The organism is Sphaerisporangium sp. NPDC051011 (genome assembly GCF_040653595.1).
Classification (GTDB): domain Bacteria; phylum Actinomycetota; class Actinomycetes; order Streptosporangiales; family Streptosporangiaceae; genus Sphaerisporangium.
The window spans coordinates 398,488-413,739 of the sequence record NZ_JBFAGG010000007.1 but is presented as its reverse complement, the minus strand read 5'-3'; the positions used below and the strand labels follow the sequence as shown (position 1 = coordinate 413,739).

General features: G+C 69.3%; 17 protein-coding genes and 1 pseudogene. 6 read left to right on the top strand and 12 right to left on the bottom strand.

The window, feature by feature from the left end:
* Nucleotides 1–17 precede the first annotated feature (17 nt).
* From AB0H21_RS19225 to AB0H21_RS19215, 3 genes are all read right to left on the bottom strand, one after another.
* Nucleotides 18–383, bottom strand: coding sequence for a hypothetical protein (locus AB0H21_RS19225; RefSeq protein ID WP_358517951.1), 366 nt, complete (start codon nucleotides 381–383; stop codon nucleotides 18–20).
* 169 nt (nucleotides 384–552) lie between these two features.
* A complete protein-coding gene (locus AB0H21_RS19220) occupies nucleotides 553–813 on the bottom strand; it encodes a hypothetical protein (protein ID WP_358517947.1) in 261 nt (86 codons plus the stop codon).
* A gap of 79 nt (nucleotides 814–892) precedes the next feature.
* A complete protein-coding gene (locus AB0H21_RS19215; RefSeq protein ID WP_358517944.1) occupies nucleotides 893–1,660 on the bottom strand; it encodes a helix-turn-helix domain-containing protein in 768 nt (255 codons plus the stop codon).
* Nucleotides 1,661–1,838: 178 nt separating this feature from the next.
* Here AB0H21_RS19215 and AB0H21_RS19210 point away from each other — a divergent pair, with 178 nt between their 5' ends.
* Nucleotides 1,839–2,060, top strand: a complete 222-nt coding sequence (locus AB0H21_RS19210; protein WP_358517941.1) for a hypothetical protein — start codon at nucleotides 1,839–1,841, stop codon at nucleotides 2,058–2,060.
* Between the two features lie 347 nt (nucleotides 2,061–2,407).
* Here the strand turns inward: AB0H21_RS19210 and AB0H21_RS19205 are convergent, their stop codons facing one another.
* The 3 genes from AB0H21_RS19205 to AB0H21_RS19195 all read right to left on the bottom strand — a co-directional run bounded on the left by AB0H21_RS19205 (nucleotide 2,408) and on the right by AB0H21_RS19195 (nucleotide 6,379).
* Nucleotides 2,408–3,046, bottom strand: coding sequence for a DUF4276 family protein (locus AB0H21_RS19205; RefSeq protein WP_358517938.1), 639 nt, complete (start codon nucleotides 3,044–3,046; stop codon nucleotides 2,408–2,410).
* Nucleotides 3,043–4,446 carry an AAA family ATPase gene (locus AB0H21_RS19200; RefSeq protein ID WP_358517935.1) on the bottom strand — a complete coding sequence of 468 codons (1,404 nt, stop codon included), beginning with the start codon at nucleotides 4,444–4,446 and terminating at the stop codon, nucleotides 3,043–3,045. The genes AB0H21_RS19205 and AB0H21_RS19200 overlap by 4 nt, the downstream gene beginning before the upstream one ends.
* Nucleotides 4,447–5,002: 556 nt before the next feature.
* On the bottom strand, nucleotides 5,003–6,379 hold the full coding sequence (locus AB0H21_RS19195; protein ID WP_358517932.1) for a helix-turn-helix transcriptional regulator: 1,377 nt from the start codon (nucleotides 6,377–6,379) through the stop codon (nucleotides 5,003–5,005).
* Between the two features lie 218 nt (nucleotides 6,380–6,597).
* Between AB0H21_RS19195 and AB0H21_RS19190 the strand changes: the two genes are divergently transcribed.
* The 5 genes from AB0H21_RS19190 to AB0H21_RS19170 all read left to right on the top strand — a co-directional run bounded on the left by AB0H21_RS19190 (nucleotide 6,598) and on the right by AB0H21_RS19170 (nucleotide 10,662).
* Nucleotides 6,598–7,215: an ATP-binding protein gene (locus AB0H21_RS19190; RefSeq protein ID WP_358517929.1), complete on the top strand. Its 618-nt coding sequence runs from the start codon at nucleotides 6,598–6,600 to the stop codon at nucleotides 7,213–7,215.
* 213 nt (nucleotides 7,216–7,428) lie between these two features.
* Nucleotides 7,429–8,508: a ThiF family adenylyltransferase gene (locus tag AB0H21_RS19185; RefSeq protein WP_358517926.1), complete on the top strand. Its 1,080-nt coding sequence runs from the start codon at nucleotides 7,429–7,431 to the stop codon at nucleotides 8,506–8,508.
* Nucleotides 8,509–8,570: 62 nt separating this feature from the next.
* Complete coding sequence (locus tag AB0H21_RS19180; protein ID WP_358517923.1) at nucleotides 8,571–8,693, top strand: hypothetical protein; 123 nt, start codon at nucleotides 8,571–8,573, stop codon at nucleotides 8,691–8,693.
* A gap of 71 nt (nucleotides 8,694–8,764) precedes the next feature.
* Nucleotides 8,765–9,955 (top strand): hypothetical protein, encoded by a 1,191-nt coding sequence (locus AB0H21_RS19175; RefSeq protein WP_358517920.1) that lies wholly within the window; start codon nucleotides 8,765–8,767, stop codon nucleotides 9,953–9,955.
* A 35-nt stretch (nucleotides 9,956–9,990) separates the two neighbouring features.
* Entirely contained in the window at nucleotides 9,991–10,662 is a 672-nt protein-coding gene (locus tag AB0H21_RS19170) for a DUF6879 family protein (RefSeq protein WP_358517917.1), read from the top strand.
* Between the two features lie 266 nt (nucleotides 10,663–10,928).
* On the opposite strand, the gene AB0H21_RS19165 is transcribed toward AB0H21_RS19170, so the two are convergent.
* The 6 genes and pseudogenes from AB0H21_RS19165 to AB0H21_RS19140 all read right to left on the bottom strand — a co-directional run bounded on the left by AB0H21_RS19165 (nucleotide 10,929) and on the right by AB0H21_RS19140 (nucleotide 15,227).
* Nucleotides 10,929–12,593, bottom strand: a complete 1,665-nt coding sequence (locus tag AB0H21_RS19165; RefSeq protein WP_358517914.1) for a helix-turn-helix domain-containing protein — start codon at nucleotides 12,591–12,593, stop codon at nucleotides 10,929–10,931.
* 83 nt (nucleotides 12,594–12,676) lie between these two features.
* Nucleotides 12,677–12,880, bottom strand: a pseudogene (locus tag AB0H21_RS19160) (o-succinylbenzoate synthase); the annotation flags it as partial.
* Nucleotides 12,881–12,888: 8 nt separating this feature from the next.
* Nucleotides 12,889–13,770: a GNAT family N-acetyltransferase gene (locus tag AB0H21_RS19155; protein ID WP_358517911.1), complete on the bottom strand. Its 882-nt coding sequence runs from the start codon at nucleotides 13,768–13,770 to the stop codon at nucleotides 12,889–12,891.
* Nucleotides 13,771–13,802: 32 nt separating this feature from the next.
* Nucleotides 13,803–14,051 carry a hypothetical protein gene (locus AB0H21_RS19150; RefSeq protein WP_358517908.1) on the bottom strand — a complete coding sequence of 83 codons (249 nt, stop codon included), beginning with the start codon at nucleotides 14,049–14,051 and terminating at the stop codon, nucleotides 13,803–13,805.
* A 127-nt stretch (nucleotides 14,052–14,178) separates the two neighbouring features.
* Nucleotides 14,179–15,057, bottom strand: a complete 879-nt coding sequence (locus AB0H21_RS19145) for a carbohydrate kinase (protein WP_358517905.1) — start codon at nucleotides 15,055–15,057, stop codon at nucleotides 14,179–14,181.
* Entirely contained in the window at nucleotides 15,054–15,227 is a 174-nt protein-coding gene (locus tag AB0H21_RS19140) for a hypothetical protein (protein ID WP_358517902.1), read from the bottom strand. The genes AB0H21_RS19145 and AB0H21_RS19140 overlap by 4 nt, the downstream gene beginning before the upstream one ends.
* Nucleotides 15,228–15,252 lie beyond the last annotated feature (25 nt).

Genomic DNA, 15,252 nt, shown 5'->3' with positions numbered 1-15,252 from the left:
GTTCGGTTAACGGTGGTTCAGGAGGCTGGAAGTCGCGTGCCACGGAACGCCTCGGTCAGCTCCTCGCCCAGTTCCTTGACGACGAATCGCCGTCCGTGCGGGGTGCCGTTCGGATCGCAGACCAGTTGGTGCCGTGCGTCGAGGAAGTCCTGGACTCTCGGTTCTTCCGTCAGGCAGGGGGTACGCAGGATGGCGCCCTGGGCGGCGGACTGCTGGGGCGGGCGGTGGTCAACGAACCAGCCGATGGCGTCCTCATAGCTCAGCCGGCGCTGCGAAGAGTCCGGGATGAGCTGACCAATGACGTGCAGCAGCACCGGCAGGCTTGAGTCGCTTTTCGGAGCTGACCGATCGGTTTGACGACGTGATTTCTTGCGCGTGATCATCGGCGAATGCCCCCTCAGCGATTTGGCCGGTGCTCAGATGCCGTGATAGACGACACGCTTGTTGCGTGGGGCGTTGAGGTGGCGAACGCGGAGCTATCGTGAGTCGGTCTCGCCGAGCGCGGTGATGACGATGATGAGGGGCGAGGGCGATGAAGACCGCCTCCACGGGTTAGCCGCCGCTCCCGTCCCCTGGCACGTCCGGGGTCGGCGGCGTCGTGACGAAGTGCTGGATGTCACGGATGATCGTGGAGGGGGTGTAGCCGTGCGCGCCGGCCCAGCCAAGTGCCGCGAGAGCCAACGCGACCAGGACGAGGAAGGACAGGCACCCTCCCGGGCGGGCCGGCCGGGTGTCGCTGAACCTCTGGTTGACCTGTCGCTGATGTTCCTGCTGGGCCTGCCGCGCCGCCCGTTGACCCGGATCCTGAAACACTCTCGACCTCCCATGCCCTGCCGCATCGCCGGATTCAGGATGGGATGGGCACCGCACGCCGACAAGGCGGCCGGGTCACTCAGTGACCCGCGGGCAGCGCTTCCTGCGGAAGGCCGGTCACGCGGAGTTCGGCCTCCAGGTTCGCCGCCAGCCGTACCAGAGCGGCGCGCAGGGCGGGGGCGGCCAGCGAACCGGTGCGCCCGGAAATCCCGAGGATGCCGGTGACGGCTCCTCCAGGGCCGCGGAGCACCGCTGCGAGGCAACTCCAGCCGAGCCGCGCCTGCTCGTCTTCCTGTGCGACGCCGGTGTCGCGGGCCTCGGCGAGCAAGGACCGCATCCGGCGCGGGTCGGTGACGGAGTACGGTGTGAGCCGCCGCCATCCGGCGGTCAGGATCCGGTCGGCTCGCTCGGGTTGATGCGCGACCTCCAGGCGGCATCCGGCGACGAGGACGACGCTGGGGCCGATCAACTCCGCCGTCGGCCACCTGGCGCGGATCGCTGCGTGGTGCTCCCGTCCGCAGGTGGCTCCGGTAAGGGTGAGCGCCCCGCCGTGCACGGTACTCAACCAGGCGATCTCGCCGGGCGCCCGCTGGCGCAGGTCTGCGAGGATGGGCTGCGCCGCGAGCGCTGCCGGGTGCCGCGCCAGGGCATGCAGCCCGTACCGCACTAGCGTCCCGCCCAGCATGTACCCGTCGTCGCCCCGGTTCAGTAGCCCGCGCGACACGAGGCTGGCGGCGATCCGCCGTACCGTCGGCTTGGGAATGCCCGTCCGCCGGGTCAGTTCCGCCAGCGGCAGGGGTCCGCTTGCGGAGGCGACCGCGTCCAGGATCGTAGCGACCCGCCCCACCACAGTCCCGTCATCAACCACGTCCGCCCCAGACAAGAAACAAGCCGAATACCCCGCAAACGAGAACACTCGGCGCGACCACACCTGATGGGAAGTATATGGACCCAAGTACCGATGACCAGTCGCCGCTGCTCACGATCCTGTAGCAGGCGAGTGGGAAGAGGGGAACGCGGCAAGCGTGCGACTGCACGAGGCCATTCACGTCAGCAACGAAGGTGGTTACAACGAAGGGCTGAAACTTGCCGCACAGGTGATCTCGACGCTCGACCCGTCCTATCTCACCCACATGATTCTGCACACGGCCCGCATGGTGCTCGACACGGTTCCCGTCGAGAAACGAGCCGGCCTTCCCGCACTCGGCGACTACCGCGCCGCCATCAGCGCCTCGGTCCCCAACTGACGGGCACCTCGGGAACGGGAACTTCAACTCAGGAGCCGTTCACCCCGCACATCCCCGGTGGGCATGAATCATCGCCTCCTTGGGACCACGGGCTCCAACATGCCATGGTCACCCGTGACCGGCCCGTCTTCGAGGAAACCGTCGTTGACCGACTCATCGCCGACCTCGCAGACGACAAAGCGACTTGATCGCCCGCGACCTACCTTGCTGAGACGATACGCGTCAGCGATCGTGATGCTCGCGATGAGAGAGGGACGGGTGGTGTCGGTGTACAGGTATCGCGACCGGCCCCTACGCACAAGAAGTCGATGAACCGGTGGGCGGCTTTCTGGAGCAGCGATATCAGCTCATTTCGCTGACGACGCTTCAGAAAGTCCGGCATCGAGGTCCTGGACGAACGCGTTCCACGATGGCACCTTGCAGATTTGCCCATCAGGGTCGATTCTTTCGAGGAGCTGATGTCGATGCTGGGGGAAGCGCTGGTTGAACTTTTCCCGGCGACGGCCGGTGACGTCTGCCGCTCTCACCAGAACATCCTTGAGGAGAGCCTTCGGATCGGAGACCATTTCCACCTTGGCCGCGTCCGGCAGGCCGAGCGCCTTCTTACCATTGGGGTTGCCCGCAACTTCACGAATCTGCCGCTCATCCACCAGCAGCCATGCTTCTGTCATGCGCACGGGAATCACTGGCACGCAGGCTGCTGTCGGCTTCGCGTCACGGACCGCTGCGCGAACCTCATCGACGCGACACTGGCGTCCCTGGTTGTCGGCATCACGGTGAATCACGATCACATCGTAATCACCGCCGAAGCGGAGAACCGCCTGAAGCTTGCCGCGGAGCGTCCCATCCCCTTTCAAGCCCAGCCGCTCCACCGCAGGGTCGGTCACCACGACATCGATTCCACGGCGGAGGCCATGGCGTTCGATATGCGAGACGATTCCGCTGTCACTCGTCCCCTCGCCGAGGAACAGGACCCGCAGAGTCATGCGATCTCCACACTCAGTTGAGCTCCTGGAGGGGTGGTGAGATAAGGAAGGATGTCCGCCCTCGTCACCGAGATGCCGCCGCCCTTCGCCCGCCACGTGCCAGCAAGCGGATGCAACTGGAGCGCGCGCGTCAGTTCGCCGTCGGGCCCCCGGCGCAGCACGGTGTCCGCGAAAAGCAGATCGTCAGGGTCGACCAGTTGAACTATGGCAGGCGAATGTGTGTTGACGATGACCTGCCGGAAGGGATTGTCGCGCCCGGGAGCATCCGTCACATCGACAGCGAGATCCTTGACCAGATCCACCATGGCCCCCAAGTTGGCGGGGTGGATTCCGTTCTCCGGCTCCTCCATACAGAGCAGTCCCTGTACATCCGGATCCTCCAGAAGAACACAGAGCGCAAGGAAGCGCAGCGTGCCCTCGGACAAACTCCTCGCAGGCAGCGTGAGGCCACTCGCTTCCCGAAGCTGCACCGTAAGCAGTTCTCGCACATCGTCTTCCTGGACGCTGAGGTCACGGACGGTCACTCCCGCGAGGTCGGCGAGCCGGCCTGTCACCCGCGAATAGACGCGCGCCGGATCCTGTTCGAAGTCATTATTGGCGATCCGGAACAACGTGGCCGGTAGATGCCGACCATTCGACTCCATTTCACGTGGGTCCACATATCTGTCCGCCGTGCGCAGAGCCGACGGCTCAAGGGCGAGCCTGCGCCACGATTGCATTTCCCGTCGCACAGCCAGAACCGTCGGCTCCGCGCTGCTGGTCACCGTACTCACCACGGTCGCAGGAGCCCTTGACGCGGCGGATTTCTTCGGCTGTCCCCGGCTACCACCGTCCTGGTGAATACTGATCACCGGTTGGCCGTCCTCAACGGTGGTCGAGATGAACGCCGTGCCTCGATGACCTGAAAGCACTGACTTGCGAAACTTTGCCGCGCTGTGCGGGAACCGCAATCGGGTCACCGCGTCTCCCAGCTTGATGTGCCGGAGATTCTCTGCCAGCAGTGTCAGCCGACCGATCTTCTCGGCTCCGGCCGGTGGAAGATATCCCAGCTCAAGCTCATACCGGAGATAGGAGGTGGTAGGTTTTGCGGGACGACCGAAGTCGTCCTGGACGTCTTTGGGAACGATCATCTCGGCGGCGAAACGCATTCGCCGATCGCCGGGGGCATAACCGTTCCAGAACAAGTCGCGCGGCTCCCCAAGCCGCTCCCCGTGCACTCCACGAACTTCCTGAGCCGCCTCCATCAGAGAGCGGTCCGCGAGCAGGCTGAGAAATTGAATGGCGTCGAATACGTTTGACTTCCCGGTTCCGTTCTCACCCGCGATACAGGTGAAGGGCCCCAGCTCGACCTGGAAATCAAGCAAGTTCTTGAATCCATCGACTTCAAGCCGTGTCAGCATAAGTCCTCCCTCCCCAGGATGCCATGAGTTCTGAGCATGACCCATGGTACGCGCACCCGCACCTGCGCTTCTCGAACACCCATATGGACGTCGGCCAACCTTCAAAAATCCATGTGGAGATCGTGTGTCGTGCATGCACCACGCACAGTACTTGCAGGCACCGCCGCCCTACTTTCACCTGACGTGAACGGTCGGCGGGGAGGGCGAAGACGAACCCGAGGGCGCCGAGCGGTGTCGCGATCAGGTCAAAGGCGGCCGACCTTGCGCCGCGCCCCGGGACCGGCCCCGTCGCCCGATGCCGGCATGTCACCAGATCCCCGCTCCCCGCCTCAGCAAGCTTGGCGAAGGCCATGACTCGCCGGGCGCACCCCCCAGCGAAGCTCCGTCTCCTCACGATGATGGCACTGCTCCCCGGGGCCGCAGATGATACGTGCCCTACATCGAACGCAAGGGCTATGGCGGAATCAGCGCAAGGGTGGGTGACTCACCGGTCGGTGTCAACGTCTCCGGCGACATCGAGTGCGCGGAGAATCCCGACGCGTAGGCCGATAGGCCGTCAAGCAGCCAGCTCGCTTCGCAGGTGGTCGCGGAACTCGCGGACGGCCACGGTGGTGCCGTACGGTTCGAGGCGGTCGGCGAACGCCTGGACGAACTCGACCGAGCGGGCGGAGCTCAGCGTCTTGGCCATGGGGATGGCGGCGCGGGCGGAGTCGAGGGCCTGGTCGAGCTCGCCCATGCTCAGGTAGGCGTCGGCGGCGTGCACCCGGTTGAACTGCGCGGAGCGCGGCAGGCGGTCCTGGAACGCGTTCACGGCGCCTTCGGCGCAGGCCGCCGCTCGCTGGTGTTCGCCGAGCAGGCCCCAGGATTGTCCGGCCTCCGAGCCCAGCTCAGCAATCTCATAGGAGGCGATCCAGGCGGGGTCGCGGTTACTGGGCCCCTGCTCGTAGGCGCGCTCTGCTTCGGAGAGCAGACGTTCGACCTGCTTGGCACCGTGCTTGTCCCCCGACTCGCCAGGCTTTGCGTTCAATGCCGTCGTCCAGGCTTCCCTGACGGCCATCAGGGCCATGACGCGCGGCGATGCGTGGGCCTGTCGTGCGGCGTCCACGGCGGAGCGCGAGAGCCGCAGGGCCCAGAGGGGCTGATCGATGTGGATGGCCTGCCGGGTCATGGCCGTCAGGATCCAGGCGGCCGTCAGGGGATCGTCGGCCGCCTTGGCGAACCGCAGAGCTTGACCGAAGTGCTGCTGAGCCTGGCCGTGGATGCTCATGTCGAATGCGGTCCAACCGGCCATCCTGCTCATGCCCGCAGCCGCAGTCATTAGTTCGGCGCCGACTTTGTCGTCGTAGCGGCCGTGGAGTAGTGGGGTGACGTTGCTGTTGAGGTAGCGCAGGACGACCGGGCGGACCAGGCCGGCGCCGAACTGGTGGTCCATCTGGCTGAACGCCTGACGGGCCTCGTTGATCCGCTGCACGTCCGCCATCCCGACCGCCCGGCCCGACCCGGCATGCGCCGTCGTCGCGGCGGGGGTGTCGTACGTCCAGGACGACAGCCACTCCCCCAGCGCGGCCGGGACGAACGGCAGCGTGGCCAGCAGGTGACGGCGGGACGGATCCATCTCGAACCTCCACAGCAGGTCGGCCGACTTCACCGTAGCCGCCAGCGAGCCGCCTCCACAGTCCACGAGCGGCCAGGAAGGTGTCTCCACGAAGGCCCAGCCCTCCACCCACCGCTCCACCTCGATCGCCTCGACACCGAACACTGCGGCCATCCGCGCCCGATGCCGCGCGCGAACTCCCTGCTCGCCGCGCTCCCAGCGCGCCCACGTGGTCGGCGACACCCCGACCGCCTCGGCCGCCGCCTCCTGGCTCAGCCCTCTCCGCCGCCGCGCCCTGACCAACTCCGGACGGCCGGCCTCCTGTCCCCGTACCTCCACACGAACCCCCTTGGTAGTCGTCTGACCACTGACTGTGATGACGATTACACCGACCTCGGCCTCACGCCAAGCCCTTCCGGTCAAACGACCAGAGATCGACCAGCTCCGGCGTACGACACCCCGCGTCCGCGATCAACGCGCACACGACGCCGTTCTCTTCTCTCGCCCGGCGGCCTTTCCTGCTGTGCACCGTCACCGACAACGAACGGAGCACCGTCGTGCCCCCCTCCGACTCCACCCCGCACACCTCTTCTCAGCAGCCGGACGGGCAGCAGACCGCCACCGAGCAGCATCATCAGGACGTCCGAGTGCTCGTGAAGGCCCTGCAGCCCGGCTCGGCGGCGCGTCGGGCGCGTACCGTCGTCCGAGAGGTGCTCCAGCGTGCGGGGGTCAGCGACGACGCGATCACCGATGCCGAGATCGTCGTCGCCGAGCTGGCCGCGAACGCGGAGCGGCACGGTCGGCGGCCGTACGAGCTGCGTATCTTCCGCATCGACGGCGTTCCCACCTGGTGTGAGGTGGTCGACGGCGACCCCGAGCCGGACAAGATCCGCGACGCCTTCCAGCGGCTCGCGACGCTCCCCGAGCCGGACCTATCGCTCCTCGCCGAAAACGGGCGCGGCCTGCTGCTGACCTACGAGCTGTCGCAGGGCCACTGCCAGGCGTACCGAACGATCACGACCACCACCGACTCCCCCGGCAAGGCCGTCGCCTTCGCCCTCCCCACCGCCTCCGGAACCCGGCTGCCCTACTCCGCCCTCCCCGACCTCCGCCCCGGCCTCGCCCCCCTCCGCCAGTGGCGGCTCCACCGCCCCATTCCGGACACCCAGGCATAGCACCACCACTCTCAGCGGCCGACGGTTGTCAACGGCGGCTGACCAGGCCATCCGCCCTCGCCGTCGTGTTCGCCTGCTCGGGATTCCCAGCAAAACAAACACAGATAGTACGGCTCTCCTACTATCGAGCTCCCATCACCTGAGACCACCCCTGGGTTGACACGTTCGTCCGATCCGTGGTCTTTCGGGAGGATGTCCATGCGCTGTCCCCGGGTGAAGCCGGAGCATCGTCCGCACCGGTATCCGGACGGTACCGTCCGTGTCGGTGGCGAGATCTACGGACTCGCCGCCGAGATCGACGATCCGAACGGATGGGCTTGGGCGGCACTCTCGCTCATGGATGGGACCCGCCCGGTGGAGGAGATCGTGTCGCGGCTGGGCGGAGCCTTCCCCGAACTGTCCGCGGGGCAGGCGGAGTCGGTGGTCGCCCAGCTCATCGGCTCCGGTTATCTCGAAGACGCAGAGTCGGCGCCCCCGGGCGAGCTCAGCCCCCGAGAGCTTGACCGCTACAGCAGGAATCGCGCCTTCTTCCGGCGGATCGACCTGACTCCCCGCGAGCATGGCTGGGAGGCGCAGCTCAGGCTGAGGAACGCCAGGGTGGTGATGCTTGGGCTGGGTGGCACGGGCAGCCACGCGGCCTGGGCGCTCGCCGCCGCGGGCGTCGGCCGGTTGCACTGCGTGGACCCCGATGTGGTGGAGCTGTCGAACCTCAGCCGTCAGGTCCTCTACAGCGAGGCGGATGTCGGCCAGTCCAAGGCGGACCTGGCCGTGCGCCGGCTACGCGGGATCAACTCCGATGTGACGATCACCGGTGACCGCGGGCGAGTCACCAGCCAGGAGGAACTCGCGGAACTCGTCTCCGGAGCCGACATGCTCGCGCTCTGCGCCGACGAACCTCGCGGCCACGGCCTGCGCGTCTGGGCCAACCGGGCGTGCGCGCAGGCGGGTATCCCCTGGGCGGGCGGCGGCTACAGCGGTCCGCTGGTGACGGTGGGGGTGTACGGACCGGGCGGACCGTGCTACGAGTGTGTCAGTGCGGGCGAGCAGGCCCGGCGTCGCCCGGGAACACCCGTCGACCTGGGTGGGCCAGGGGTGATCGCCACCTCGGCGGGAATCTCCGGGCATCTTGTGGCCCACGCAGTGATCACCCAGCTCACCGGTGTTCCCGCCATCCCGCCGGGACGCATCGGCGGCATGAATCTGATCGCGCCCGACCAGCTCATCGACATTCGCCACCCCGCGCGCGAGGGATGCCCGGTGTGCGCCCAGACAGATTCGCCCAACAGACCTTGACCGCCTCCTCAACTGACTGGATGATCTGGAAGTCCGCAGAAACCTCTAACGGAAGGTGCGCCATGTCTCACGCGGAGAACGAGTTCCAGCCCTCCGAGAACGAGGGTGAGGCGAAGGCGACGATCACCATTCGCCGACTCGACAAGATCGAAACCACCGCTGACAGCGCTGGCAACTCCAACTGATCAGGCGCTGACCGGTAGGCAAGGCGCACATCCGCCTACCGGTCTCTCGCATGTAGAGGAACGGCGCCGGCATGACCTTGGTAGAACTTCATGAGGTCGGATTCCGCCGCGACAGGGACGAGTGGATCGTCGGCCGCGTCGATTCCGGTGACTTCGTGGCCGTACCGTCCGCGGGACTACGGGCGATCCAGTTGCTTCAGGAGTACGGATCGGTCGAGGAGACCGAGCGTCGCCTCTTCGAGGAGACCGGCACACGGCTCGACGTCGCGGGCTTCGTCGCCGGGCTGACCGAAGCGGGCCTGGTCGCCGCAGTCGACGGCCGCGCGACCGGCTCCCCGGTGCCGCCTCCCCCTACGCTGCCACGCCTCACGGCCCGGCACGTGCGCTGGGCCCTCAGCCCAAGCCTTCACATAGCCGTGGCGTTGGTCATTCTGGTCGGGGCGGGCACACTCGTCTACCGTCCGGAGCTCATGCCCGGCTGGCGAGATCTGCTGTGGAGCAGCCATGGCACGGCCGTGCTGCTGACCCAGATAGCGGTGGGCTGGACCCTCATCCTCCTTCATGAACTGGCCCATCTCTCTACCGCCCGGGCGGCGGGGGTTCCGGGACGTATCCGGCTCGGGACCCGGCTGCAGTTCCTCGCGGCGCAGACGGACGTCTCGGGCATCTGGCTGGCCGAACGCCGGATCCGGATGACGGTCTATCTGGCCGGCATGGCCGTGGACTGCGCTGTGTGCGGGGTCTGCGTGATCCTGACGGCCACCACCGGCAGGCACCCCATCCTGGCGGTCGTCATGCTGACGGCACTGACGATGGTGGCGACGCAGTTCCTGGTGTTCATGCGTACCGACCTGTACTTCGTTCTGCAGGACCTCACCGGCTGCCGGAACATGTACCGCGACGCGGGCGCCTACCTGCTCCATCTCGTCTCAGGCCGCCGACGGCCGAACCCTCTCGCCGCTCTGCCCGTGGCGGAACGCCGCGCGCTGCGCTGGTACACGCCCCTGGCCGCGCTGGGGACGGCGGGATGCCTCTCGATCGCGCTCCTCATCACGCTTCCCGCCACCCTGGCCCTGCTGACCCGGGCGTTCGAAACTCTGTCACGTCCGCCTGGCCCCGCCCAGTTCGCCGACGCGCTGGTGACCCTGTTCGTCATCGTGTTCTTCCAGTCGCTCTGGGCGAGGGCCTGGTGGCGACGGCATGGCCGGCGAGTCCGGCGCGCCGTCACCATCTCGCGCCCGGCGACCGCGCAACGAAAGTGACATCGACCGTGATAACGACAGAAATCGGAGGAGTCTTGGACCCGTTCCACCACCTTCGGACCGCCGGGGGCGAGGACCTGCCCGTCGCCGAATATCAGGAGGAGTTCGACAAGGTCTACGCCGAGGCGGGCGACACCGTCTGGAAGCTGGAGCGAGCCCAGGAGTTCCACGAGCCCGACGTCGAGAGCTGGCAGGCCATGATGGACGGCGACTGGGAACGCTCCATGGCGCTGCTCGAAGAGTGGCGCTTGCCGCTGGAGGAGCAGTACGCCACCCATGCCGAGTTCCGCCGGCTGCGTATCGTCGAGAGCCCGATCACGCCTTACCTGCAGTGGGAGATCAATGGACTGGCGATACGGGTGTCGACAGGTGAGCGGGTAAGAGTCCTCCCCGCGGACGCCGTACGCGACTTCGAGCGGAGTTCCCCGCTGCCGGAACTTGTCATCTTCTCTCGCTCGCTCTGCTACGAAGTGCTCTACAACGCGGCCGGCGCGCATACCGGGGCGCGCAGGGTGAGCGATCCCCAGGTGATCGGGCCGTGCCTGGACGCGCTCATACGCCTGTACGACCAGGCGGAGGACCTGATCGCTTACCACGAACGGGAGATCATGCCGCTGGCACCACCGGCGATCAGCGAGGAGAAGCAGCCGCACTGCCCGGCCGCTCCTCCTCCGCCCACTCGCCCTAAGGGCGCCTTCGGCGACTGAGCGCGTGGCGGCTGACCGGTCACCGCCACAGGTGGTGGACGATCTTCTTCGTGGAACGGCCGGGGTAGACGCCGCCGGTCCTCCTGCCGGTCGGCGTAGGACCGGATCCGCTCGCGGCAGCCCTCGTCCACGCCGGTGAAGCTGAACCGGGCGTCTTCCTCGGCGCCGACCACGATGAGCGGCAGCACGATCGCGACGGCGACGAACGGCCGGGCGGGTCCGCTGGGCGCGACAGCGGCGGCATGCGGAATCGGCGGCGGTGGTCGTCACGCGTCGGCGACCGGGTCGGGCAGGGAACCGACGCGGAGCACCCGGAGCTGGAGCATCACGGCGAAGCGCTGGTCGGGGTCGGCCAGGTCGATCCGGCCGACCTCGGCGACCCGCCGCAGCCGGTAGCGGAAGGTGTTCTGGTGGACGAAGACCGAGTCGGCGGCCGCGACGACGTCGCCGAAGGCGTCGAGCCAGGCGCGCAGCGTCTGGACCAGGCAGGCGTGGTGCCGGCGGTCGTAGTCGACCAGGCGGGCCAGGGCGCCGGTCGGTTCGTCGCCGCGGGCGGCGGCGAGGTCGCGCATCTCGATGATCAGGGCCTCGCCCTGCAGCTCGTCGAGGCTGCCGATGCGCCGGTGGCCGCGCCGCTCGCGCAGCACTCGCAGGACCCGGTCCACCCAGGAGCGGCTGTGGGCCACGCCCGAGAGGTCCAGCGCGGCCGGTCCCACGGCGGCGACCGCGGGCAGCCGGTCGCCGACTCGGTCCAGGAAGTCCTGCAGGGTCCGCTCCGCGCGCGTCCCGGCCCGGTCCCCGGTGCCGGCCACCGGCACCAGGCCGTAGGTGACCTCGCCGATCTCGGCGACCGCCGAGATCGGGTGGAAGGCGGACAGGTGCAGGGCGAACGCGTCGCCGAGCCGCTGCCGGTCGTGGACCACGGCCGCGCCGCCGTCGCCGTCGCGGTGCCGGTCGCGCTCGTCGAGGGCCACCCCCAGCACGAGCAGCGGGCGGCCCGCGAGCCCCAGCCGCTCCAGCGCCGCGCCCGCGCCCGCGCCGCCCTCCAGCGCCGAGCGCAGCAGGTCGGCCCGCAGCCGCCGCTGCACGTCGGCGCCGGCCCGGACCCGCAGTAGGTGCAGGGCGACCAGCTTGGCCGACTCCCGCAGCGCCTCGTGGCGCTCCTCGCTCAGCGGCCCGGGCACCGCCGCCCAGATCGAGCCCAGCATCTGGTCGCCGGCGCGCACCCCGATGGCCACGCGGGGCATCGTCAGGCCGCTGTTGTCGCCGGGGACGGGCTCGATGTAGATGGGCCGGTCGTCGCGAAGCAGGTCTTGGAAGACTCCGCGCTCGCGGAGATTCCGGAAGTACCGCTCCGGCACCTGCCGGCCCAGGATTGTCTCGACCCGGGACGGGTCGGCCTCGTCCTGGCGGACGGAGAAGGCGAGCACCCGGGAGTCGCGGTCCTCGATGGTGATCGGCGCGTCGAGCAGCGACGCGACCGCGTTGGCGACCGCGAACAGGTCGCCCGCGGGCAGCCCGCCGAGCGACTCCGCCGGATCCACGCCGACGAGCAGGGAGCGCAGCATCTCACTCAGGTGGCCCCACGGCGCGCCCCGGCTGAGCCCGAGCACGGCCACGCCCGCCTCGTCGGCGGCGACCCGCACCTCGTCGGTGAGCGAGACCGGCGCCCTGAGCACCAGCGCCGCCGCCCGCCGCCCGCCGAGCGCGCGCAGCAGCGCCGCGATCTCGCCGGGTGCGTTCACCCCGATGCCGAGCACGAGCGCGTGGGGCGGCAGCATCGGCTGATCCAGCGGGTCGTGAATGACCAGACCCCCGATCTCACCGGGGCGGTCGGGGTCGCCGTGGAGGAGGTCGAGCAGCGTGGAGCCCAGGTCGTCGAGGACCCGGCCCAGGCCCCCGCGGGAGCGCGCGTCGTTGGTGTGCGCCATTTGCCGACGATATGCCACGCCTTGGTCGACGACTAGTCGGCCCCTATGAATCGCGCCCGTGTTCTTCGTCTGATCCGACGTACTCAGCCGGTGAGCCACTCGGACGCGGTGGTCATCTCGGCGAGGCGGTCCGGCACCGGCGCCACGCCGAGGCCGGGGCCGGCCGGGACGGCGAGGTGGCCGCCGTCGAGCACGAACGGCTCGGTGCTGTCCGCGGCGTAGTACCGCCCGGACGCCGACGTGTCGCCGGGCAAGGTGAACCCGGGCAGCGCGGCGAGCGCCACGTTGGTGAGTTTCATGCATCCCTCCGTACGACGTACCAACCGGTGCGGTCGAAGCCCTCGATCCGGCCACCACGGGCGGCGAGGCCGGTGAGCGCGTCGCGCACGGCGACCCGCCAGCGCCGCGCCATCCCCGGGTCGGCCGTGCGGAGGCCCTCGATGTCCGGGGGTACGGCCACGAGCGAGGTCGCGCCGTCGAGCCGGCCGGGCTCGGGAGCGCCGTCCGCCCCCATGCTCAGCGCCGTGACGGCGCCCGCCGCGAGCTCGTCCGCGGCGACGGTGCCGGTGCCGCCCCCGGTGCAGGCGGCGACCACTGCGGGGTCGCGCAGCGGCCAGCGCATCAGGAGCCGGTCGGAGTCCTCGGCGCCGTTGATGGCGTCGAGCATCGGACCGTAGAAGTTGGGCAGGTACTCGGCCGGCCGCGCGGCCAGCTTGACCACGTTGAAGTAGGCGTTACGGGCCACCAGCGGGTCGAAGGTCCAGGCGATCTCGGGGACGTCGTAGCGTAGCGCCCATGCCCGCTGGTGCAGTTTGAGCGCGAAGCCGACGCCGCGGCCGGTGGCCCGCGCCGAGACTCCGGCGATGTGGCTGTGCAGCGCCTCCTCCGCCGGGGCGTGGAAGAAGCCCACGCAGGCACCGACCAGGCGGTCGCGCTCGAAGGCGCCGGCCACGTAGTTGCCGGCCTTGCTCAGGGCGCGCAGAAGCTCGATCGTCATCTGCGGTTTGTCCGAGCGGCCCCAGATGGTGGCGAGTAACCCGATCACCCCGTCCAGGTCGTCGAGGCCCGTGAGCTCGCGCACCAGAACGCCGGCCGCTCGGGCGGCGCCCTCCGCGGCCCGGGCGGCGTGGTCGAGCTCCGGCCCCGCGGCGGCGGGCGCCACGCTGCTGTCGGTCACGATGTTCATGCTCCTCGGCTCGTTCGGGGGTGTCAGGGTCGGGCCGCACCAGGCGCGGCGATCGGGTTCGTCGAGTCGGCCGGCAGGTCCTCGACCAGCGCGCGCAGCAGCGCGGTCCGGCCGGGCAGCTTGTCCACCAGCACGTGCTCGCCGGAGGCGTGGGCGCCGCCGTCGACCACGCCGAGGTCGTCCAGGGTCGGCGTGCCGACGAGGTCGGCCGACGGCGACTCGCACTCGATCAGGGCGCGGGCGTCGGCGAGCAGGTCTGAGAGGGCGGCCATCAGCCTGCCCGCGGGACATCGTGGAGGTCTCTCATATGCGACCACGCTAGGAACCGGGCCCGCGGCTGCGTTCATCGTTCTCGACAACTTGGCGGCGAGCGCTTGGTCGTCCGTGACGAACATATGATCAGTCTGTCTCGAGGTCGCGGTACCGGGGCAGCTCGGCGCCCCGGCGGGACACGGTGTAGGAGGCGGCAGCGGCGGCGACGGCGCCAAGCCGGTCCAGTGCGGCCGGCGGTGTTTCGAGCAGGCCGAGGATCAGCCCGGCCATGTAGCTGTCCCCCGCGCCGACCGTGTCGACGACGTCAACCGCGGCCGGGCCGATGCGCACGACGTGCCCGGGCGCGTGGAGCGTGGAGCCGGCGGCGCCGCGCGTCACGGCGACGAGCCGGGGACCGGCGCCGGCGATGTGATCGGCGACCGCGTCCAGCGGGCGGCCGGGGTAGAGCCAGCCGGCGTCCTCGGCGCTGAGCTTGACCACGTCGACGAGCGACGCCACGGCCTCGAAGGTCGCCCGGGCCGGGGCGGGATCGGCGCCGAGGATCGCGGGGCGGACGTTCGGGTCGAAGGTCAGCGTCGCCCGCCCCCGCAGGTCGCGCAGCAGCGCGCGGACCTTGCCGGCGCCCGGCTCCAGGAAGGCGGCGATCGAGCCGGTGTGCACGACGGCGGCCCCGTCCGGGATCGCGGCCGTTTCGATGTCCCAGTCGATGTCGAAGACGTAGCGGGCGTCGCCCGAGGCGTCGACGGTCGCCGTTGCGGTCGCCGTCCGTCCACGGTGGACGCTCGCGGGCAGCACGTCGACGCCGGCGCCGGTGAGATGCCGCAGCAGGAGCCGGCCGCGGTCGTCGTCGCCGATGCTGGTGAGCAACGCGGTCGGCACGCCGAGCCGGGCGAGGCCCCGGGCGACGTTGGCCGGGCTGCCGCCCGGGACCTCGTCGGTACCGCCGGGACGGACGATGACATCGATGAGCGCCTCGCCGACCACGAACACGAATCGGTTCGTCACGACACGACCTCATCCAGGCGCACGCAGGCGATCGTCAGGGCGGTGGCGGTGCTCGGGCTGTCGACGGTGTCACCGCCGCGGGCCGTCAGCGCCGGCGCCGACGGCGGTACTGTCAGGATCGCGAGTGCCCTGGCGGCACGCGACCAACGGCCCCGTAGTGCTGGGGACATGGCTTTCCTCTCATGACGGGGCGAG